Origin of the sequence: Serratia oryzae (assembly GCF_001976145.1) — a bacterium.
Taxonomy (GTDB): domain Bacteria; phylum Pseudomonadota; class Gammaproteobacteria; order Enterobacterales; family Enterobacteriaceae; genus Chania; species Chania oryzae.
Genome location: NZ_MOXD01000006.1, coordinates 1 through 18,203, shown reverse-complemented (window position 1 = coordinate 18,203; position 18,203 = coordinate 1). Strand labels below are relative to the sequence as shown.

Sequence of the window (18,203 nt, the reverse complement as noted above, 5' to 3'; positions counted from 1 at the left end):
TTCCGTTGAGTCGCATTCCGTTCCGGACTCATCAGCAGTGATCGAAAGCTTTAACGAGGGATAATCAATGAAAATTGAAAAAACGGCCAACATTGGCCGGGGCCAAGCTCACCTTAAAGAAAGTCACGGCGATATTAACAGTAATGAGTTTTCTATCTTAGTACCGGTTATTGCTGGCCGGATAGGTGGGCGTGAAAGCAATATTGTGAGCGCTAAGGCATTACATAAAACGTTGGGTGTGGGCCGTGATTTCACCAACTGGATTAAAGGCCGTATTAGCCAATATGGCTTTATTGCCACTACCGATTATGTGTTGGTTGAAAATTTGAGCGCGCCAAAACGGGCGAGCACAAAAGCGAGGCAACAGCTCGAACATGATTACCTAATTACCCTGGGCATGGCAAAAGAGTTGGCAATGGTGGAGCGCACACCGCAAGGCCAAGCAATAAGGCAATACTTCATTCGGTGTGAGGAAAAATTACAGCGTATCGCTCCGAAAGTTACCGCCGAATTACGCCAGCGGTTGAAAGCACGCATTACAGCGGCCAGTTATTTTAAGCCAATGTGTGCGGCACTGGAGCTGGCACGTGCCGAACAGGGCAAAAAGACGCTGGCGCACCACTTCACCACTGAGAGCAACATGATTTCCCGCTTGGTGTTGGGAGGTATGACAGCCAAGCAATGGGCGCAGGCAAGCAGTGTGGCCGGCGAACCACGCGACAGCATGAATGCCGATCAGTTGGCCCACTTCTCTTATCTGGAACAAACCAACATCACGCTGATCGAGCTGGGGCAAGGCTATCACCAGCGCAAAGCCAAACTCACCGAACTCTCACAGCGCTGGCTTGCTAAACGTCTGGGGGCTGACCATGTTTAACCATGCATCCGGCCAGAAATGGGCCTCTCCCCTGGATGGCATCGGTTGCCGTTCTGCTGGTGGCATAGCGGCAATAAAAAAAGGCGGCACTGTTAATGCAGCCCTTTGGAACAGCGCACTACTGGATCAGCTTTCAGGTGTTTCCTTGGCCTTCTTGCGCTGGCGGCGTTTGATCTCACCACGCATTGAAGTGACGATAAAGCCAGCATTGCTTTCGCCATCATCTTTTAACAATTCCATATCTGATACAACTTCATGCGGAACTCTGACAGTAAATAGTTGTGATTTTGCATTCTTGTTAGGCGTTGCCATTACTGATTCCTCTTTGTTTTGGTGTGTATCAGTATATGCAATAAAAAGTTATCCGCAATGCTTGAAGTGTGTTTCACTTAAGTGTAGTTTTAAAAGTGATAGTGAAACACACCTATCAAATGCGAAGCCCGGCAGTGCTGGAACACTAACCGGGCCTCTAACTCCCAGCGATATCGACAGTATCGAGGCAGCTATGAAAAATCATACCATACCCTTAACCGGGCGGGATTCACTCATCCCGAATAAGTTCACCTGGCGTTTTCTGGCGATATCACGCTCAGACCGTAACGCCAAACCTTGCCGCATGTCTGTAGAGGCGCACACCGAACGCGAAGCCCGCCAGGTACTGTCCCCTCACTTTATCCTGTCATTGGCTGCACGCTTGCCGGTTCTGGAGGTGCGCCATGACTAAAACGTTCCGTGTCACAGGTTACGCAGTAAATAAGCGCGGCAATACCGCAGGCATTCATTACGATGTGCAGGCCACCAGCACCGAGCAAGCAATGGTTAGCGCCCTGCGTCTTGCAACCGAAGAAGGCTATCGCTTTGTGCGCCTGACTAGCGCAATCGTTCAGGAGGCCGATCATGCGTAACAATTTCGATATTTCAGCAGAAGCCGCCATCATGACGTTAGTGAATGCGCTCGTTGAAATCGGCGCGATCGCCAAAGAAGCCGATAAACACGTAGCCTGCAAAACCGAATATTCAGGTGCAATCACCCCGCAGGCACTGGCATGTATTGAATTACACGCCATCGAGGCGATCAAACAGGTCGGCTCCATGATGGAAGCTGAAATACGGGCAAGCGATGAGACAGAAATGCGCGGCCTGGTGCCTATGCTGAATGAAAATCAGCCTGACTTTTTAAAGAGGCTGGGTATTTATCCCTCCACAACCGGCCGGGTCATGCTCTACGTAGAAAGCGGCCGCATTACGGCGAATACGCCAATACCGGACGATCACATCACGACGAATTTCGATGGTTTTGTTCATCTGGCGGCCCGCGCCGGCTACCGCGTCGAACCCTTGAAAGCAACCGCATAACCGGAGCTTAAAATCATGAATAAAAAATTAGCCGGCCACCCGCCGGAGGCCAAACTCACCCCAAAAACGGGATCGGTGGATAATACGCCTTACCCTGGCCAGCGCTGGAAAGATAATCGTGGGCAGGGTGTCACGGTGACCGGAGCCAGTGTTTACCGGGTGAAATTTGTCCGTGATGGGTATGAATTTCCCTGCGAAATGCCGACAGCGCGTTTCTGCAGTGAATTCACCCTTGTTGAAACCAGAACGTTCACCGAATGGCGGGATGCGGCAAATCCGTTGGAGAAAACCCGAAAATTGAGAGAAATGATTGCTGCACGCCGGGAGGGATCGAAATGAGATCCGCACCAAATGTGAAGGCACTCCCGAAGGATAAAAACACCGAGGCGATTATTTTCGTGGGGGCCGATGCTCGCGCCCACGCGCAGCACTGGATCGAGAGTGAAGGCCATCGGCATGGCGACAACGTGCCGCCGATTTACCTGGGTAAAAGGGAGCTGGCGGAGCTGCATAACCTGCGCATTATCGACAAAGGGCGGCGATATGCCCGCGTTTATCTGGCCGGTGATATCGAACCCATTCAGATAAATGCGATTGGTGAAAAGTTGGCGCTGGCGGGAGTACAGGAGGCAAGGCTTTACAAGGCTATTTCCGATCGGGAGCCGGAGGACTGGCGAGGATTTTTAGCCAGGGCACGCGAGCAGGCCGAACAGGGGCAAAGCCTGGTTGAAGAAATGCGCAAGGCGAGCGGAAAGCGTGCACCTGTTGATGAGTTGGCACCCCGTGTAGAAGCCCGTTCTGGCGGTCTGTATTGGGTCACGCCCAAAATCGATAAGCAATCCGGGGAGGTGATACACCCCGGTCAATGGCTATGCGGTGCGGTGGACGTGCTGGGGGCCGGTGAAGGTGATGGCATCGATTTTGTGATCTTGCGTTGGCAACCGGTCGGAAATCGCCCGAAACGCACAGAGGCTATTCCAGCGGGGGATATTGGTAATCGTGAAGGTTGGTCACGTCTGAGCAACCGGGGGCTGCGTATTACAGCAAAACCTCACTTGCGCGCCATTCTTGCCGATCACCTGACCGACAACGACAGCGGGGAGCTGTGGAGCGTGGCCACGTTGTCGGGCTGGCAGCACGGCGTTTACATCATGCCTGACGGGGAAATCATCGGTGATGCAAAAAAGCGCGTTGTGTTCCACGGCAAGAGCGCCACGGCGTCGGGCTATACCGTGGCAGGCACGGCACAGAGCTGGCGCGACAACGTGGCCGCGCTGGTGGAAGGTAACCCGTCAATGATGCTGGGCGTAGCGGCTGCACTGGTTGCGCCATTGGTCGGGCTGGTGGGCGCCGACGGCTTCGGTGTTCATTTCTTCCAGCAGTCCAGCGCAGGGAAAACCACCACGGCCAACATTGCCAGCAGTCTTTACGGTAACCCCGACATGCTGCGCCTGACGTGGTACGGCACCGCGCTGGGGATTGCCAACGAAGCACAGGCACACCATGACGGGCTACTTGCGCTGGATGAGGTCGGCCAGGGGGCCGATCCCAAATCGGTCGCCACCTCGGCTTACACGCTGTTTAACGGTTCGGGGAAACTACAGGGTGCCAAAGACGGCGGCAACCGGGAGTTGAAACGCTGGCGAACGGTGGCGATCAGCACCGGCGAAATGGACATTGAAACCTATCTGCTGAGTCACGGCATCAAACCCAAGGCCGGGCAACTGGTGCGTCTGCTGAACGTGCCGATGGAAAAGGCAACGGTATTTCATGGCCTGCCATCAGGCAAGGCCCATGCTGATGCCCTGCGTGATGCATGGACGGCGCACCACGGCGCGGCGGGGCGTGAGTGGGTGCGATGGCTTGCCGACCACCAGCAGGAAGCGCAGGAGGCCGCAGGCGCTGCGCGGGAACGCTGGCGCGGGCTTATTCCCGACAGTTACGGGGAGCAGATCCACCGTGTGGGGGAAAGATTTGCGCTGATGGAAGCGGCGCTGGTGCTGGCAACCCCGATTACCGGTTGGGATGCGCAGGCCTGCCGGGATGCCATCCAGCACAATTTTAATGCCTGGGTAAAAGAATTCGGTACCGGGAACAAGGAGCATCAGCAGATTATCGATCAGGCGGAAGAATTTCTTAATGCGTATGGCATGAGCCGGTTTGCGCCCATTGAATATGATCCGCGCGATTTTCCCATAACCGAACTGATGGGATACCGGGATAACGGGGAACGGTTTGATGATCCCATGCTGTTTTACGTGCTACCTGCGCCGTTTAAAAAACACGTTGCAGGTACTCACAACAAAGACGTCGCTGCCAGAACACTGCATGAGGCCGGCATGCTCAAAAGGCCCGCCAGCGGTAAAAACTGGCAGATAAGAACGCCGCGCCTGAAGCACCTGAACAATGCCCGCCCGTGGACTTATGTTTTGCTCTTTGCACCGGAATCAGAGGAAAGCGAAACCGAATAGCCTACATGTGCGCGTAAACATACTTATCCCACTTATCCCAGACGTAGATGATATTAGTTAACTTATTGTTATATATGTCTATGTGCATTCCATTCTGGGATAAAAGTGGGATAAGTCGAGGGCTTTTTGGGACAAGTCGAGGCCATTTTGGGATAAGTCACCCGCTGCCGATGCCTGGGACAACTCAAAAACGGGCCAACTTATCCCAAAATGAGGGTGACTTATCCCAGAAATTAAAAAAGACATCAATTAAATCAATTGATTATGAAGGTTGGGATAAGTGGGACAAGTGGGACAAGCGTTTTTGTATACCTATAGAGGAATTTTTTGAAAATGACGAAAAAGGAGGCCATTCAAAAACCTACTTCATCCGATACGGGAAAAAAATCCCAGTCCGGCGCGGGTGGCTGGAGGTCGGTCTACATACAGCGTGTGCAGGCCCATTATCCACGGGTATTCAGTCACCGTGAGGTCAAACCGTTAAAGGTCGGGATCCGTGACGACATGTTGGCCGATGCTGCAGCGCGCCGTTTGCCTGTGCCCCCAAAACATCTTGTGCTTGCCTTGAGCAAGTTGACCAAAACACCGCGCTATCTGCGTGCGCTTGTGGCGGGTGGCCCTCGTTATGACCTGAACGGCCAGCCCTGCGGTGAGGTAACTGCAGAAGAACAGGAAAACGCCCGGATGCTATTGGCAAACCTGAAATCACACGGCAAGAAAAAGCGATTTACCGACCAATCAGACGCGATCGCCACATCTGGTTATTTCATTTTGTGCAACGTAATGTTTTATCGTTGCGTATTATGAAATAAAATAAACCTGTATGAACATACAGAGAGGTGATGCATGGCCTATAACCCCAACTTCAAGCCGGTGCTGCTGACCAAAGAGCAGATGCAGGCGGTAAAGCGCATTCAGGACAGCGAGCGGGCAAAATCCCCGTATCAGGTGGCCCCTACCCTTAACGCGATCGTCCGTGGAATTATCGATAAGGCACTCAAACAGGAAGGATTGGTATGAAAATCAATATTCGGGTTGATAAGCGTCAATTATGGCAAGGGTACGGCGTCAACAAAAACGAGGCATTTCGCCGGGCGTTGGTGGAGGCCATCAGTCATCGATTTGGTGGTGAATTGCCGGATGCCATGGGAAAAAAACTTGAAGGATTAACGGTTGAAGTCGGTGACTGTGGTTTCACCCAGGTAGAAAGCAGTTCGGCAAATGTCGATCTGGTGAAACAGGTTGTCAGAGATGTTATCGCCTCCACCGTCAGTCAAGAATCGTGGCGGCGCTAATCCGCTGGCCATCGTCACAAGAAAACGCTTCCGGACGGGCTGTTTTCTGGAAGCGTGCACTCCACCAGGAAAAAATCATGCTGATGAGCAAAGCGGCCTATGCCAAATACTGCAGTGTCAGTCGCCAGACTGTCTACGACTGGATAGCCAAAGGCGACGTTGTGATGTCCGGTTCCAAAATTGACGTTGAGGCCACCGAACGGCAGCGGAAAGGTGGTGATGAGTCAGGGCCGGAAATCACCACTACCGACCCGCAGGAAAGCAGAACGCTCGAAATGACGTGGGAAGAATTCTGGAAGGCGGTGCAGGCTGGCGACAATAAGACACCACCAGCCACCAACGAAGAAATACAGCAATGTGTGAGGCTTGCCGCTGGGGAGCTTAATTGGTCGGTCGAGTTTCTGGAGGATGAGGGTATTTATCTGGATGATGGCGACGCGGAACACTACGTTGTTCGGTATGACTTAAAAACCAACGCAGGTGTTGCCATCGGCCTCATCAGGCAGGAATTACGTTATAGCGCCAGCTTATGCCCGGATGATATGGCTGAATGGAGCCAGGAGGGATTGAACGCGTTGGCTGAATGGGCATAGGGTGATCGTTAGCATGTACTGATTCGTACTTGAACTAAAACTTTTTTGAATCGTTCAACAGCAGCTTCGAACCCAGGCTGTGTGAAAACTCTGGCTAAAAACTTAAGTGCACAATACTATGCAAAATCTGAAATCGATCAGCTGGTTAGCAGAGTCAAATTTTAAGTAGGGACGTGGTTTTCAGCTCTGTTTATGGCAGCTTATGCGATCAAAAACGTTTTCACACAGCCTATGCCACAAGCGGACATATCAAAGCTCAGTAGAAATATCTATTTTTTGAGAATGGCCGCTGCGAGAATTTCTCCCACAGCGACCTCTTTCCCCTAAAGAAATTGTGCGAACTATTCACTGGTTTCTTTATTTTTCTCATCATCTCTAATGTATAGAATAATATCATCTGAGGATATCCTTCCAGAAGGGCCATCCCATGTTATTAAACCATTTTCACGGAGATCAAATAATGCCCCCATAAAATTTTCATCACTAAAAGAATAACCCTCAGGGAATATATCATTCATTGTTTTTATTAGGTTCACCACTCTTATTCTTCCGTGTCTTTTTATCAGGTTTAGTGCTCTACGACGCATTAAGGTTGTAGGGATTGCTTGTGAACGAATGGTCTTTTGTATCCCACTTTCAAGGGCTTTTTTAATCTTATCTTCTAATTCTTTGATTTTAGTTTCATTATCTCCATTTGATTTAAGTTTTTCATCAACGATGCAAATAATTTCCTTACTAATACTATCCTTAAGTTTGTCTATTTTTTCTTCATTGCTGATAATGTCATCAGGGCTTCCTGTGTGGGGCTTTTTCCATATATGCTGACGCATATCTGTTACCGTATCCCTCATCATAGAGAATGTATCTGAATATAGTTTGTCAAATATTTTTTCCAGTCGCTCTACACTTGCTTGGATATCTTTTGCTGCTTTAGTTGTCTCTTTTGATGCTTCATTTGACATTTTATAAAAAACGAAGGAAAGCCAAATAGCACCAATAGCTAGTATTAATGAGGCTATTGTGGCAATAAAACCTATTACTGTTATTGCTGTATCTAATGTACTTGCTGCATCTGCAACTACTGTTTCTGCTGCCATATATCCTCAATGTTTAATCATACGGGGTTGTTTGTTTTAACCGCAGAGGGGTTCTATGACACTCGCACTTTACCCCAACTCCTAGGTCTTTTGTATTTGTATATCATACCATTGAGACTATTTACTTTTACCGAAAATTTCGTCAGAACGTGACTACAATGTCTTCAGTGCGTCAAGCATGTCCTCGCCGTTCAATGAACGTTGAGATTTTTTCTCTGCTGGTTTTCTGCGCAACTGCGAAAATCTGCATTAGTTCCTCACATAACTCTGATTAAGCCAGTCAATTAAAAGTCCGTATAGCTCATAGCCGACAGTCATACTCGATTGCGCACAGGCCGAAAAACTGTCATGACCAGTCTGAGCTTAAATAAATAGGCTAACGCTTTTCACTGTTCCCAGAAAAAATATCAACCACGCCTTATCCCTTGTGAGGTAAGTGTTTGATGATTTTTTATCACTATTGGGTATACAGTTTTATACATATCAACTACCGAACCCCACGCCTCTTTGCGAAAAAGTGTCAAGTTAGCGGCCCTACTTGACACTTTTATGATCGGACTTGATACATCCTCTGCAAGCCGCGTCAGCACTGGCTTTAGCTGGTATTGAGGGGCTTAATTTTTCACGTTGGGTGTACAGAGATGATAAGGTTTTTCATGCTTGGTTTGCAAAAGTGTCAAGTGACCATGTATCGGAATGTATCGGATCCCCCTGTATCAGAATGGAATTGGCCGAACCGAGTTACTGACAGGGATAAGTGGTGGCAGAGACGTTCAGCAGAAATCCCAAGCGTATTGATAGGCGTTAGACCAACGTTTACGTGATCCTTCTCAGAGAATGGGGCCGGTGGAGGTCACTAAGGATGTGACAGCAGGCGGCAAGAGCTTGATGGGCCATACCCACGGCGGCGTCCAGAACGGCAACGGCAGCACAGGAGCACCACAATGAAAAACGACAGCAAAGCAGCACAGGACAACCCGGCACAGTTGGAGAAAATCACCCCACTGGATGGCGCTCAGGCTCCAACCATTGACGACCCGGCCATGCACGGCGAGTTATTGGGTACAGGAAAACTCGGTGAGAGAGCGATCTGCAAGGAGTCAATCCATACTGAAACGCTAAACACCGGCAACAAATAAAGCCCACAGGAAGCCCGCCACCAGCGCGGGTTTTTCTTTTGTCATGTCTTGCAGGTGGTGGGAGTAAATGCGAATTGCGAAGTTGGAGTGACCAAGATGTGAGTCTCACGTATTGATGAGCTAATTAAATGGCAGCGTGAAAATTTAAAAGGAACAGGTTAATGGCAAGGTTAAACGTTGAAGTCACCAACCCCCTAAACGCCGATGTGAACAACATTTTCGCTCAGATGGAACGTAAGTATGCAGGCCGTGCGCTTACCCCGGAAGCCATCGCAGAGATGGAGCATGAAGCCGCACGGTTAATCCGCCGCCTCATCACCACCAAAGTAACCTTCTTTAAAAACTAACCGCCGCGCACTGCAATCGAGAGCCTAATAGAGGTGAACCTGAGAAACGCCGTCAATAGGTGAGGTATAATGTCGAACCTCCTACCGAAGGGATCTTCGACATGCCTATAAGTACCCTAGTAAAAACGCTTGTTATTGAGCATGAAAAACAAGGGCCGTTCAAGTTTGAAATTTATGAAACTGATGGCCACTATTCAGCAGATATTCATTGCAGGAATGGAGATGGTCGCTGGATGGTTCACAAAAACGGATATGGTTTTAAAAAGGCTATAACAATAGAGGACGCCAAGGCGTCTTGTGAAAGATTCATTGAGATTCTCGGTAAGTAACTCATAACCGCCTTCGGGCGGTTTTTTATGGCATCACAGAGTAGCTTTTCGAGGCTGCTGTGTAATGTGCAAGCAAAACTATTAGTAACACCTACCGGCCACAGCGGCATGGATGATGCAGCCAGCGCCAAACTTACCGACTCCGCTCAACGGGATTATTTCACCCGCAGAGAGCGAATTGATATCGCCAGAAAGCAAATGGCCGGATTGTAGCGGTTCACTCGAGAGCTATGTTTAAAGTAATATAAGCCTTTTCGTTTTTATGAAATGGATGTTTATGGATTCGGATATAATTGCTTTCGAAACGCTTTTATCAGCAAGAGATGCTTTGCTAGCAACTCAAGAAACGGCAAAGTGGACTTTTTGGATTATGGTAGCTACTTGGGTTGCAGGCTGTGCAACTTTTGCTGCGGTGGTAGTGTCACTTTATATCGCGAACAGGAAACCAATATCTAGGATAACCTCAACCTGCGGTACCGCTATCGTTTCCCCATCACCTGGCATTAGTTTGATTGGGCTTAGTTTGAATGTGGCTAACATTGGAATGCACCCAGTAGTTATTAGCTCTATTACATGGGTGTGCAATGGGGATAAACAGCTTGTGTTCGTCTTCAATACACATGCATCTGATAAGCTGCCAAAAAAGTTAGAGCATGGCGAATCAGCGATGTTTTTTATTGAGTTCAATAATTTCGCGGATTGGAAGGCAGATCTTCTTAACTTTATCGAGAAGGCAAATGGCAAAGTTAAAAAGTTACAGTATGTTGTGACGCTTGGGACAGGTCAAAGCGTAACCTTCAAACCGGACAAAGAGCTAATGAATACACTTACGTCATGAAATACCGCCTTTGGGCGGTTTTGTTTTTATCTGAAGTCCACGATGACCTGCAACTTAGTTTCACTTCATAACGGATGACACACCTTAAGCTGGTGGGGTGAAGGCTATGACCCTACAGCGCCGATCCCCACACTCTACCGACCAGAGGTAATCCCATGCTAGACCGACAAACCATAGAACAGGCGCTAATCAGCGCAGCACGCCAGCAAGGTTTCACCCTGGACGATAAAGACCTGCTGGAACTCCGAACCAGCGTAGCGGCCTCGCTGGCCGCCAAGGAACGCCACAAGCAGCGCATGACCGCACCGGCCTATCAGTGGAAGAAGCCAGCACCGCGCCGGTAATGCCTCCATACTTTCCACCAGCGCCAGCAGGCTCGAGTCTCCACGAACGCCACGCGCATCAACGCAATCCGGATGTACAGAAATGCTAAGGTGAGCGCCGCAGTGCGTGCCTCATGGCGATCGGCACTGAACCAACACGAAAACCCCCTTCGTTGGTTCAAAATGGCCTTGTGTTGGTTCACTTTTTTAAAATAAATCCTTATAAAACAATCACCTTTACAAATTGAACCGACTGAACCAACACACTTTTGCTTATATATAGAGAAATATCAGGAAAAAAAGCGCTTTCAAACGGTGGAATGCGGCTTTGCGGGCAGGTAATTACCCGCTGTTCTGTGTTTTGTTGTTTTTAACTCTGTTGGTGGAAGATCAAACGGTGTCTTGTTCAGTAAGCGGGTTGAACGGTACGCACAGCGCAAGATTTAGGGGGCGAGAGGGAAGATACGCATACCCATTTTCATCAAGAGCATTAAAGATATCCATCACGCCTCGATCGGTTTCAATGATGAGGTGGATGTCCAATGGGGTTTCTTCTCCCCCTAATTCCAAATAATCCTGCCCAAGAGAAACAGATAAAATGACACCTCCGATCAAACGATTAAGGTCATCAAATGCGTTTTCAATCCAGCGAACCTTACTATCATAGATATCGAAAGGTAATGACTGGTCATTCGAAAGCCATAAATCATCGAATTTGGACCAAGCAACAGAAATTATCTGACCGTTATTAAATGCCAGCCTGATAGGTAAATCATTCCATGGTTCCCAGCGATCAACGAATATCTCTGCGGTAGAGTAGCCAATCAATGTGGCTCCTATAAATGTTCCAAATACCTTTTTTATTGCTTCAGCTTTACTCACCAAACGCCTCTGTATCTCAGGTTATGTCTTATGAATCATAGTTACCACATAGCCCTGACCAGTTACAGCTTGTTGTCGGATGCAGGTAATTGGTTTTGAACAGTTGACAATCCACCAGCACCACTCCCTATATGGCTAAAAATTACTCGCAATCGTGGCGAGCGAGAGCAAATGTGTATAGGAATGTGTGTAGTTTCATTTTTATAAACTCATGGAGTACCGTATTTACTGGCTTTAAGTGCTGGCGTTCTACTCCCTTCACCCGCTCCAAAATCTCCTTATAAATCAACATGATGATTTATAAGCGCTTCAAGCAAAGGTGATTTCTCACCTACAATGCTTTCAGCCCCATTGAACTACACCCGTAACTGTCACTGTTTGGTGTGTGGTTGATCTGTGAGCATATCAAACCGTTGGCGGTCGTTCCAGTGTCTTACCGCGATAGCAAAACAAGAAAACTAAGCCACACTGTAGGCTCTAAACACTCACAGAAAGCTCATGGTAAGGCGCATTTTAGCCCGATGTTACTAAACAGGTTCATGGTGGTTTTCGTCCCTGCACACGATATGCAGGCTCTGCCAGCGGTTCGGCCTCGCTACCTAACGGTTACATGGTCATCCTGATAAGTCCTTGCCCTGAGTTACATAATGCTGCCGCTAACGCTCCGCTTTGCGTGTTACCACCAACGGGGCTTTATGGATCCTATTGCCTGATTTTAGGCAACAAAAAAGGCCCCAACCATGACGGCGGGGCCTTTCTTATTTGGCTTTATTACTTCACTTGTTTAGCCTTAAGAGCCAGATCGCGAAAATGTTTTACACTGCGCTCGAACCCCACGCGTTTTTCCATGCGAAAAAACTTGTTCTGATCGAACCCCATCAATCTACAGAAAGCTGACCAAACAAGGGAAGGGCAATCCCATCTATCGTGATGCATGGTTGCTTGGTTTTGAGCTAATGCTAAGGGTGTCAGACCTGCGGGAATTGCGCTATGACGATGTATCAGGTGATCATGTGGTCATTGCCCAGCAGAAAACGCAGAAAGTGATCCGTGTACGTCTTACAGATACCGCCAAACGCATCATAGCGGCTCGTAAGGAGGCTAACCCTAATCATGTGTACATATTACAGCTTGATAGTAAGAGAAGCACAGGCAAGCCGGTAAGCCGTTCCAAGCTGCATGAGGAAATCAGTTATGCGGGGCAGAAGTTGGGACTAAATCTGTCAACTCACAGCATGAGGAAAAGCAAACCAACGATAGGTTATGAGGATGGGGCGGATATTGCGGTGATCAGTAAGGCATTGGGTCACAAGTCGTTAGCCTCTACATTACATCGGCGCGACACAGGCCAAGGTTGATAACTTTGCAGATAAGTATTCTTTAGGGGAGCTTGTATAAATTCTAGGGCCTTGCCTCTCATTGCTGGAATAAGAATATAAAAACAGATCTATTATGCGTTTTTTTTCTAACGTTTAATAAAGCGGCAAACGATCGTGTTTTTGACAGTAACCACAAAATTTCATCACGCTTATTGACAACCTTGTCGCTCCAGTTGTAATGCGCGCTAGGAAGGTATCGTAACATTTCCCCCCCAAGTTATCCACAGGAACGGCAGGTTTTGTTCACTTGCAAACCTACCAAGTTCTCATTATCTTGTTGTTAGTCCAGATGAATAGGCACTACATGTAGTGCGTTCCTGTTCTCTGGACAAAAAACAGCCGAGTCCACATTTGTGGATCCGGCTGATTTAGAAGCGAGGTTTCTGAGAGTTTGGCGACTCAAAGTTAACCGTTAGCTACCTACTTTCTTACCTTAGACAAGTTGGATTGTAGGCAACATAGACGGGCTTTGTAAAACCTTTTTGTGCCCTGAAGGGCTAAGGCAATACAACATGACTATTTGTTACAACCGTCACCGGTACTCACCGGTCTTTGTTCAACTACCTGAAGATCAAGGTGGTTTTGGTCGCCACAAATGCTGTGGTTGTGCTTACGAGCAAGGCTTTCAACATGGCTTAATTCGTAGCTCTCAAGTTTGGGTTAACCTTGAAGCCCTACCTGAAAGCCAAGCTGGTACTGTACGCCACAAAAGCCCCCAGGCAGCTTATGCCAAAGGTTATAGCGACGGCATGATGGCATCTTATAGTCAGTCTCACATGGCTGGCTAATGCAACCAACAGCAAGGATGTTTAACGCATCCTTGCCCCTTCCATTCAATATGAGGTTGTATCGATGTCCAAGCGCAAAGTAGGTCGTAGTGCTATCACTGGTCAATTTGTGACAGAGAAAGAAGTGAAGAAAAACCCTAAAACAACGGTTACGGAAACCATCAACTATCCGAAGCCTCAAAAGAAAAAGCCATAGTATCGTTAAATGATGGAGCGCCTAAAGGCGCTCCATTTCTAAATAGCCCGGTTTACTCAATGTAGTGGCACACTGAATTTGGCCACCTGACCAGAGGTGATATTCTCACCTCAATAACGTTACAGGTGACACGATGGGTAAACATTTCACAGCAGAATTTAAACTTGAAGCAGCCAAGCTGGTTGTTGACCAGCAATACACCTTTGCAGAGGCCGCAAAGGCGATGAACGTCAGCCTTTCTGCTTTGACTCGCTGGGTGAACAAACTCCGTCTTGAACGTCAAGGCAAAGCGCCTGCCGGGCTGCCGTTGACACCCGAGCAGATCGAACTACGTGAAATGAAAAAAAGAATACAACGGCTTGAAATGGAAAACGATATTCTAAAAAAGGCTACCGCGCTCTTGATGTCGGACTCGTTGAACAATTCACGATAGTTAACAAATTGAGGGCGCTTTATCCCGTTAAAGCGTTATGCCAACTCTTTGAGGTTCATCGTAGCAGTTACCGATATTGGCACAGCCGTAAAAAGGTGCCGGATGCAGAGCGTGCCATAAAACGCAGTTTGGTCAGTGAAGTCTGGCAGGCCAGCGGCGGCTCTGCAGGTGCCAGAAATATTGCCACGATGGTGACGAATAAAGGGGTAAAACTGGGGCGTTGGCTTGCCGGTAAGCTAATGAAAGAGCTTGATATAACGAGTTGTCAGCTTCTTGCGCACCACTACAAACGAGGTGGAAAAGAGCGCATTGATATCCCTAACCTGCTTGAGCGTCAGTTTGCTGTCACCCGACCAGATCAGGTTTGGTGTGGTGATGTGACGTACATCTGGACAGGTAAGGGCTGGGCGTATCTTGCTGTTGTGTTGGATCTGTTTGCCCGCAAGCCCGTTGGTTGGGCTATGTCCTATTCACCTGATACGGAACTGACCGTGAAGGCCTTACAGATGGCGTGGGAGTTGCGTGGCTGTCCTACAGGTGTCATGTTCCATAGTGATAGTAATAATGCTGGTGTCAGTTTTTATCATCACTCAGTTTGCCGTTAAACCAGATTGGTGTGATTACTGATGCAGTGAAGGCCTTCCCGCATCCTGACTCACACAGCGATCGACCTTTTGTGTCCTGCCCTGGACTCGTCGGTTGCCGGAAGCGCCTTCATGCGAGGCATCTCCTCACCGGTGCGCGTGACTCAAGAAGGGCCTGACGGCTTGTCTCATTACTGTCCTGTCCGGGTTATCTGTCTGGAGATTCAACTCTGTTTCCTCAGAGGAACTCTGTCATGGCTGATAAAGTTACCGAAGCCGCCGTTGTGGGTGGTGTGGATACACATAAAGATCTGCACGTTGCCGCTGTCGTAGATCAGAACAATAAAGTGCTGGGTACTCAGTATTTCGCCACAACACGACAAGGTTACCGGCAGATGCTGGCATGGATGACCTCATTTGGGGCGTTAAAGAGAATTGGCGTTGAGTGCACAGGTACCTATGGCTCAGGGCTGCTTCGCTATTTTCAGAATGCCGGGTTAGAAGTTCTTGAAGTGACTGCGCCAGATCGGATGGAGCGACGCAAACGGGGTAAAAGTGACACGATTGATGCTGAGTGTGCTGCTCATGCAGCATTCTCTGGTATAAGGACAGTTACTCCCAAAACGCGCGATGGCATGATTGAATCTCTGCGGGTGCTAAAAACTTGCCGCAAAACAGCGATATCAGCCCGAAGAGTCGCTCTCCAAATTATCCATTCCAATATTATCTCTGCACCAGATGAATTACGTGAACAGCTGAGAAATATGACGCGCATGCAGCTCATCCGGACTCTGGGATCCTGGAGGCCTGATGCCAGTGAATACCAAGGATGTCTACTATGAACTGTGATAAGTGTGTAATGGCAGGGGCTGCGGTAGCTTCGAAGCATCGTTCTACGCTGCTTGCGAGAAAGCGGACTGGGAAAAAGGGATTGCATTTCTCTATGGTGCGTGAAGATCAGATCAAAACCCGCTGGACGGAGAGCGAGGCTGTGGCCATCAAGAGCACTGCTGACGCTATGGCATCTAATCCCGCAGTAGAAACCAACGTAGCCGCGATCCGCGGATTCTTGGCAATGTTTGCCGAAGCCCCAGAAGTTCTGGTTCACGTTCACAACGAACTAAAAGCCGCAGGGCTTCCCGTTCCTGAGTGGCTTCCATTGCCGCAGTAGGCCTCCTGAACAGTGTTTCTGTTTACTGTTGTTTAGAGGATTACATACACCTGTGCATCACATGGTGTTTCACGAATAAAGAAAAAGGCGCTCGCCACTGGCAGCCAAGGAGCGCCACCGATAGCGCATGAGCGCACCAGCCTACCAGTGGAAGAAGCCAGTACCGCGCCGGTAATGCCCCGATTAGCTCCACCAGCGCCAGCAGGTTCGAGTCTCGACAAACGCCACTAACATCAACGCAATCCTGATGTATAGAAATACTAAGGTGAGCACTAGAATAATATGTGCCACAGGGTGACCAGCACTGGATTAATACGAAAACCCCATTTGTTGGTTCAAAATAGCCACGAGCGAGATAGTGTCAATTGAAAGGGTGAGATTTGTCGAACCGACCAAAGATGAACTAGGGCTACTGAAGCTTTCCGATGTTAAATCATGGCGTGTTACGTAAAAGAAAAAGCCCGCTAACGCGGGCCTGCTTCGGACCAATCTATTTAATCGTCAGGCTACTTTCTTTTGACGACGAGGGCCTTGAACCTCGCGAGTTGGTGCTTTTGCTCGCTCTAACAAGACCGGGGCAGCTTTAGCCAGAAGCTCGATAGATGCACCAATGCGAGCGAATGTTTCGACAGTGTCGAATTTCGCGTCTTTAGCATATGACATGTGACATCTCCTTAGTAGGTACATTTCCTTGTACAGTATAACAGACAGTATGTGGTCATGACCACATACTGTGGTAGTGAATACTAGTGGCTTACATCTAAAAAAGCCATAGCTTTAGTTATCATTTTGTTGTGCTGCGTACTAAACATGGGATTTATTTGAAACAAACTACGACCATCTTTCAGGATTCGTAATGTTATCTCTCAGTTTGTCAAGTGTGCACGTCATGCGATATGCACAATCTGCGTCGTTCTCAAACCCGAACTTTTCATAGTACCAGCGTAGTTCTGGATCCGGCTCAGAGATAACAACTTGCTCACCCTTAATGGCATCAGTAAATATGTAGGCACCCATGAAGGTAAACAAGGCCATGCGCTTGTAAAGCGGGTGCCCTTCATCATCCCTGACAAAGTTTTCTATCATGTAGATTTCGAAGGTTTGCGTATCAAGGCGGAATGCGCACAGCGCAATGCCCGCCGGGTAACCCTCTTGTTCAGAAAGAATTTTGAAGCACAGATCTATGCTGTTTGCTTTTCCGGTGTATTGGCTTATGCCCCATTCCCAGTTAAGTTCACCATACATCCCAGATGAAAGGAGCCGATAGTCTGTTTCTTTTAATGGGCCAACAGCAAGGTCTAGGCCCATGCGATCAATTAACAGTTGCAGCGCATTCCGTGTTTGCTCAGCGATCTCATGAAATGAAAGCATTAACTTTTCCCTGAGGTATATAGTTGTTCGATTATATCACTGTTAAATTTCTCTTGTAATTATCCGTGCTAAAAATAAGTGTAATAATTACCGTTTTGGTTACTTTGTCAATTGGCAACGAGGCGGATGGGTACGCATGCAGTACATCAAGGATGTTTTTATACTAGCCATTATTAGATGATTGCCACCACCACGGCACTGGTAGAGTCAGACAAGCACAGCATCGTTCCACGATGTCGGTAACGGGCTTTGACCTGCCAGCGCTAGAGTTGATGATCCACCAGCGGGGCGAACGGTTAACGGTGACCGGTTCGGTGTGTTATCACAACGGCTACCAGATAACGGCGTGTGAGATGATTTCTGAATTTGACAGCCTTATGAAGCGTCACCGTGGTACCGTTGAAGCGCTGAGTGATAGATGAACGGATGGCCACAGTGAAGTGGCGATATTCCGCGTCAGCGCTCTAAAGCTTCACTCTAGTTAGCGAATTATTGCCGCTGGTGATACCCCACCAGCACCGCTCCCTATATGGCTAAAAATTACTCGCAATCGCGGCAAGCGAGAACAAATGTGTATAGGGATGTGTGTAGTTTAATTTATGTAAACTTGATCTTACCCAGTAATAGTGGACACGGTATTAAGTGAGTAAACTCGTAACTCAGAGGTGACTCATGACTAAACCATCAGCAACGAAAAACAAGCCCCGCAAACAACACACGCCTGCCTTTCGGGA

27 protein-coding genes and 2 pseudogenes are annotated in these 18,203 nt (G+C 48.4%); 24 read left to right on the top strand and 5 right to left on the bottom strand.

Annotated elements, in window-relative coordinates; translation table 11 throughout:
• Positions 1 to 67 precede the first annotated feature (67 nt).
• Positions 68 to 877, top strand: a complete 810-nt coding sequence (locus BMI79_RS12095) for an antA/AntB antirepressor family protein (RefSeq protein ID WP_076942398.1) — start codon at positions 68 to 70, stop codon at positions 875 to 877.
• A 126-nt stretch (positions 878 to 1,003) separates the two neighbouring features.
• On the opposite strand, the gene BMI79_RS23810 is transcribed toward BMI79_RS12095, so the two are convergent.
• Complete coding sequence (locus BMI79_RS23810; RefSeq protein ID WP_158069116.1) at positions 1,004 to 1,189, bottom strand: YlcI/YnfO family protein; 186 nt, start codon at positions 1,187 to 1,189, stop codon at positions 1,004 to 1,006.
• A 193-nt stretch (positions 1,190 to 1,382) separates the two neighbouring features.
• On the opposite strand from BMI79_RS23810, the gene BMI79_RS24250 reads away from it, so the two are divergent.
• The 9 genes from BMI79_RS24250 (at position 1,383) to BMI79_RS12055 (ending at position 6,592) form a co-directional block, all read left to right on the top strand.
• A complete protein-coding gene (locus BMI79_RS24250) occupies positions 1,383 to 1,601 on the top strand; it encodes a host cell division inhibitor Icd-like protein (RefSeq protein WP_244157340.1) in 219 nt (72 codons plus the stop codon).
• A complete protein-coding gene (locus tag BMI79_RS12085; protein ID WP_076942397.1) occupies positions 1,594 to 1,782 on the top strand; it encodes a hypothetical protein in 189 nt (62 codons plus the stop codon). Before BMI79_RS24250 ends, BMI79_RS12085 begins: the two co-directional genes overlap by 8 nt.
• Positions 1,775 to 2,233 (top strand): hypothetical protein, encoded by a 459-nt coding sequence (locus BMI79_RS12080; RefSeq protein WP_076942396.1) that lies wholly within the window; start codon positions 1,775 to 1,777, stop codon positions 2,231 to 2,233. The genes BMI79_RS12085 and BMI79_RS12080 overlap by 8 nt, the downstream gene beginning before the upstream one ends.
• A gap of 15 nt (positions 2,234 to 2,248) precedes the next feature.
• The gene (locus BMI79_RS12075) at positions 2,249 to 2,572 is read left to right on the top strand and encodes a DUF4222 domain-containing protein (protein WP_083704432.1); all 324 of its coding nucleotides are present in this window, start codon (positions 2,249 to 2,251) and stop codon (positions 2,570 to 2,572) included.
• Complete coding sequence (locus BMI79_RS12070; protein WP_076942395.1) at positions 2,569 to 4,704, top strand: DUF927 domain-containing protein; 2,136 nt, start codon at positions 2,569 to 2,571, stop codon at positions 4,702 to 4,704. The genes BMI79_RS12075 and BMI79_RS12070 overlap by 4 nt, the downstream gene beginning before the upstream one ends.
• Positions 4,705 to 5,037: 333 nt before the next feature.
• Positions 5,038 to 5,511: a ProQ/FINO family protein gene (locus BMI79_RS12065; RefSeq protein WP_076942394.1), complete on the top strand. Its 474-nt coding sequence runs from the start codon at positions 5,038 to 5,040 to the stop codon at positions 5,509 to 5,511.
• Between the two features lie 39 nt (positions 5,512 to 5,550).
• A complete protein-coding gene (locus tag BMI79_RS24035; protein WP_167370523.1) occupies positions 5,551 to 5,724 on the top strand; it encodes a hypothetical protein in 174 nt (57 codons plus the stop codon).
• Positions 5,721 to 5,999: a hypothetical protein gene (locus BMI79_RS12060; RefSeq protein ID WP_076942393.1), complete on the top strand. Its 279-nt coding sequence runs from the start codon at positions 5,721 to 5,723 to the stop codon at positions 5,997 to 5,999. The genes BMI79_RS24035 and BMI79_RS12060 overlap by 4 nt, the downstream gene beginning before the upstream one ends.
• A 77-nt stretch (positions 6,000 to 6,076) precedes the next feature.
• A complete protein-coding gene (locus tag BMI79_RS12055; protein WP_076942392.1) occupies positions 6,077 to 6,592 on the top strand; it encodes a hypothetical protein in 516 nt (171 codons plus the stop codon).
• A gap of 341 nt (positions 6,593 to 6,933) precedes the next feature.
• Here BMI79_RS12055 and BMI79_RS12050 read toward each other — a convergent pair whose 3' ends face one another.
• Positions 6,934 to 7,689, bottom strand: a complete 756-nt coding sequence (locus tag BMI79_RS12050) for a hypothetical protein (protein WP_076942391.1) — start codon at positions 7,687 to 7,689, stop codon at positions 6,934 to 6,936.
• A gap of 837 nt (positions 7,690 to 8,526) precedes the next feature.
• On the opposite strand from BMI79_RS12050, the gene BMI79_RS24245 reads away from it, so the two are divergent.
• From BMI79_RS24245 to BMI79_RS12020, 7 genes are all read left to right on the top strand, one after another.
• Complete coding sequence (locus BMI79_RS24245; protein ID WP_425272354.1) at positions 8,527 to 8,637, top strand: hypothetical protein; 111 nt, start codon at positions 8,527 to 8,529, stop codon at positions 8,635 to 8,637.
• A complete protein-coding gene (locus BMI79_RS12045) occupies positions 8,634 to 8,828 on the top strand; it encodes a hypothetical protein (protein WP_076942390.1) in 195 nt (64 codons plus the stop codon). The genes BMI79_RS24245 and BMI79_RS12045 overlap by 4 nt, the downstream gene beginning before the upstream one ends.
• 161 nt (positions 8,829 to 8,989) lie before the next feature.
• Entirely contained in the window at positions 8,990 to 9,175 is a 186-nt protein-coding gene (locus BMI79_RS12040) for a hypothetical protein (protein ID WP_076942389.1), read from the top strand.
• A gap of 101 nt (positions 9,176 to 9,276) precedes the next feature.
• Positions 9,277 to 9,504: a hypothetical protein gene (locus tag BMI79_RS12035; protein ID WP_076942388.1), complete on the top strand. Its 228-nt coding sequence runs from the start codon at positions 9,277 to 9,279 to the stop codon at positions 9,502 to 9,504.
• Between the two features lie 27 nt (positions 9,505 to 9,531).
• On the top strand, positions 9,532 to 9,717 hold the full coding sequence (locus BMI79_RS24590; protein ID WP_083704431.1) for a lysis system i-spanin subunit Rz: 186 nt from the start codon (positions 9,532 to 9,534) through the stop codon (positions 9,715 to 9,717).
• 64 nt (positions 9,718 to 9,781) lie between these two features.
• Positions 9,782 to 10,342 carry a hypothetical protein gene (locus BMI79_RS12025; RefSeq protein WP_076942387.1) on the top strand — a complete coding sequence of 187 codons (561 nt, stop codon included), beginning with the start codon at positions 9,782 to 9,784 and terminating at the stop codon, positions 10,340 to 10,342.
• Positions 10,343 to 10,497: 155 nt separating this feature from the next.
• Entirely contained in the window at positions 10,498 to 10,686 is a 189-nt protein-coding gene (locus BMI79_RS12020; protein ID WP_076942386.1) for a hypothetical protein, read from the top strand.
• 369 nt (positions 10,687 to 11,055) lie between these two features.
• On the opposite strand, the gene BMI79_RS12015 is transcribed toward BMI79_RS12020, so the two are convergent.
• A complete protein-coding gene (locus tag BMI79_RS12015; protein WP_076942385.1) occupies positions 11,056 to 11,547 on the bottom strand; it encodes a hypothetical protein in 492 nt (163 codons plus the stop codon).
• Between the two features lie 938 nt (positions 11,548 to 12,485).
• Here BMI79_RS12015 and BMI79_RS12010 point away from each other — a divergent pair.
• The 6 genes and pseudogenes from BMI79_RS12010 to BMI79_RS11980 all read left to right on the top strand — a co-directional run bounded on the left by BMI79_RS12010 (position 12,486) and on the right by BMI79_RS11980 (position 16,098).
• Positions 12,486 to 12,905 (top strand): tyrosine-type recombinase/integrase, encoded by a 420-nt coding sequence (locus tag BMI79_RS12010; protein WP_244157339.1) that lies wholly within the window; start codon positions 12,486 to 12,488, stop codon positions 12,903 to 12,905.
• A 533-nt stretch (positions 12,906 to 13,438) separates the two neighbouring features.
• Entirely contained in the window at positions 13,439 to 13,714 is a 276-nt protein-coding gene (locus BMI79_RS12005; RefSeq protein WP_076942384.1) for a hypothetical protein, read from the top strand.
• 64 nt (positions 13,715 to 13,778) lie between these two features.
• A complete protein-coding gene (locus tag BMI79_RS24395; protein WP_257014171.1) occupies positions 13,779 to 13,910 on the top strand; it encodes a hypothetical protein in 132 nt (43 codons plus the stop codon).
• 133 nt (positions 13,911 to 14,043) lie between these two features.
• Positions 14,044 to 14,909 (top strand): annotated as a pseudogene (locus BMI79_RS11995) (IS3 family transposase); the annotation flags it as partial.
• A 272-nt stretch (positions 14,910 to 15,181) separates the two neighbouring features.
• Positions 15,182 to 15,754: pseudogene (locus tag BMI79_RS11985) on the top strand (IS110 family transposase); the annotation flags it as partial.
• 2 nt (positions 15,755 to 15,756) lie between these two features.
• Positions 15,757 to 16,098, top strand: coding sequence for a hypothetical protein (locus BMI79_RS11980; protein ID WP_076942380.1), 342 nt, complete (start codon positions 15,757 to 15,759; stop codon positions 16,096 to 16,098).
• Positions 16,099 to 16,599: 501 nt separating this feature from the next.
• On the opposite strand, the gene BMI79_RS23805 is transcribed toward BMI79_RS11980, so the two are convergent.
• Positions 16,600 to 16,761 carry a hypothetical protein gene (locus BMI79_RS23805; RefSeq protein WP_158069115.1) on the bottom strand — a complete coding sequence of 54 codons (162 nt, stop codon included), beginning with the start codon at positions 16,759 to 16,761 and terminating at the stop codon, positions 16,600 to 16,602.
• 168 nt (positions 16,762 to 16,929) lie between these two features.
• Positions 16,930 to 17,469 (bottom strand): hypothetical protein, encoded by a 540-nt coding sequence (locus tag BMI79_RS11975; protein ID WP_076942379.1) that lies wholly within the window; start codon positions 17,467 to 17,469, stop codon positions 16,930 to 16,932.
• Between the two features lie 233 nt (positions 17,470 to 17,702).
• Here BMI79_RS11975 and BMI79_RS11970 point away from each other — a divergent pair, with 233 nt between their 5' ends.
• Complete coding sequence (locus BMI79_RS11970) at positions 17,703 to 17,891, top strand: hypothetical protein (RefSeq protein WP_076942378.1); 189 nt, start codon at positions 17,703 to 17,705, stop codon at positions 17,889 to 17,891.
• The last annotated feature ends 312 nt before the right edge of the window (positions 17,892 to 18,203 follow it).

Bases quoted from the DNA above. Each gene is read 5' to 3' on its own strand.
- BMI79_RS12095 (WP_076942398.1), top strand. From the start codon at position 68: ATGAAAATTGAAAAAACGGCCAACATTGGCCGGGGCCAAGCTCACCTT.
- BMI79_RS23810 (WP_158069116.1), bottom strand. From the start codon at position 1,189: ATGGCAACGCCTAACAAGAATGCAAAATCACAACTATTTACTGTCAGA.
- BMI79_RS24250 (WP_244157340.1), top strand. From the start codon at position 1,383: ATGAAAAATCATACCATACCCTTAACCGGGCGGGATTCACTCATCCCG.
- BMI79_RS12085 (WP_076942397.1), top strand. From the start codon at position 1,594: ATGACTAAAACGTTCCGTGTCACAGGTTACGCAGTAAATAAGCGCGGC.
- BMI79_RS12080 (WP_076942396.1), top strand. From the start codon at position 1,775: ATGCGTAACAATTTCGATATTTCAGCAGAAGCCGCCATCATGACGTTA.
- BMI79_RS12075 (WP_083704432.1), top strand. From the start codon at position 2,249: ATGAATAAAAAATTAGCCGGCCACCCGCCGGAGGCCAAACTCACCCCA.
- BMI79_RS12070 (WP_076942395.1), top strand. From the start codon at position 2,569: ATGAGATCCGCACCAAATGTGAAGGCACTCCCGAAGGATAAAAACACC.
- BMI79_RS12065 (WP_076942394.1), top strand. From the start codon at position 5,038: ATGACGAAAAAGGAGGCCATTCAAAAACCTACTTCATCCGATACGGGA.
- BMI79_RS24035 (WP_167370523.1), top strand. From the start codon at position 5,551: ATGGCCTATAACCCCAACTTCAAGCCGGTGCTGCTGACCAAAGAGCAG.
- BMI79_RS12060 (WP_076942393.1), top strand. From the start codon at position 5,721: ATGAAAATCAATATTCGGGTTGATAAGCGTCAATTATGGCAAGGGTAC.
- BMI79_RS12055 (WP_076942392.1), top strand. From the start codon at position 6,077: ATGCTGATGAGCAAAGCGGCCTATGCCAAATACTGCAGTGTCAGTCGC.
- BMI79_RS12050 (WP_076942391.1), bottom strand. From the start codon at position 7,689: ATGGCAGCAGAAACAGTAGTTGCAGATGCAGCAAGTACATTAGATACA.
- BMI79_RS24245 (WP_425272354.1), top strand. From the start codon at position 8,527: ATGGGGCCGGTGGAGGTCACTAAGGATGTGACAGCAGGCGGCAAGAGC.
- BMI79_RS12045 (WP_076942390.1), top strand. From the start codon at position 8,634: ATGAAAAACGACAGCAAAGCAGCACAGGACAACCCGGCACAGTTGGAG.
- BMI79_RS12040 (WP_076942389.1), top strand. From the start codon at position 8,990: ATGGCAAGGTTAAACGTTGAAGTCACCAACCCCCTAAACGCCGATGTG.
- BMI79_RS12035 (WP_076942388.1), top strand. From the start codon at position 9,277: ATGCCTATAAGTACCCTAGTAAAAACGCTTGTTATTGAGCATGAAAAA.
- BMI79_RS24590 (WP_083704431.1), top strand. From the start codon at position 9,532: ATGGCATCACAGAGTAGCTTTTCGAGGCTGCTGTGTAATGTGCAAGCA.
- BMI79_RS12025 (WP_076942387.1), top strand. From the start codon at position 9,782: ATGGATTCGGATATAATTGCTTTCGAAACGCTTTTATCAGCAAGAGAT.
- BMI79_RS12020 (WP_076942386.1), top strand. From the start codon at position 10,498: ATGCTAGACCGACAAACCATAGAACAGGCGCTAATCAGCGCAGCACGC.
- BMI79_RS12005 (WP_076942384.1), top strand. From the start codon at position 13,439: ATGACTATTTGTTACAACCGTCACCGGTACTCACCGGTCTTTGTTCAA.
- BMI79_RS24395 (WP_257014171.1), top strand. From the start codon at position 13,779: ATGTCCAAGCGCAAAGTAGGTCGTAGTGCTATCACTGGTCAATTTGTG.
- BMI79_RS11980 (WP_076942380.1), top strand. From the start codon at position 15,757: ATGTCTACTATGAACTGTGATAAGTGTGTAATGGCAGGGGCTGCGGTA.
- BMI79_RS23805 (WP_158069115.1), bottom strand. From the start codon at position 16,761: ATGTCATATGCTAAAGACGCGAAATTCGACACTGTCGAAACATTCGCT.
- BMI79_RS11975 (WP_076942379.1), bottom strand. From the start codon at position 17,469: ATGCTTTCATTTCATGAGATCGCTGAGCAAACACGGAATGCGCTGCAA.
- BMI79_RS11970 (WP_076942378.1), top strand. From the start codon at position 17,703: ATGTCGGTAACGGGCTTTGACCTGCCAGCGCTAGAGTTGATGATCCAC.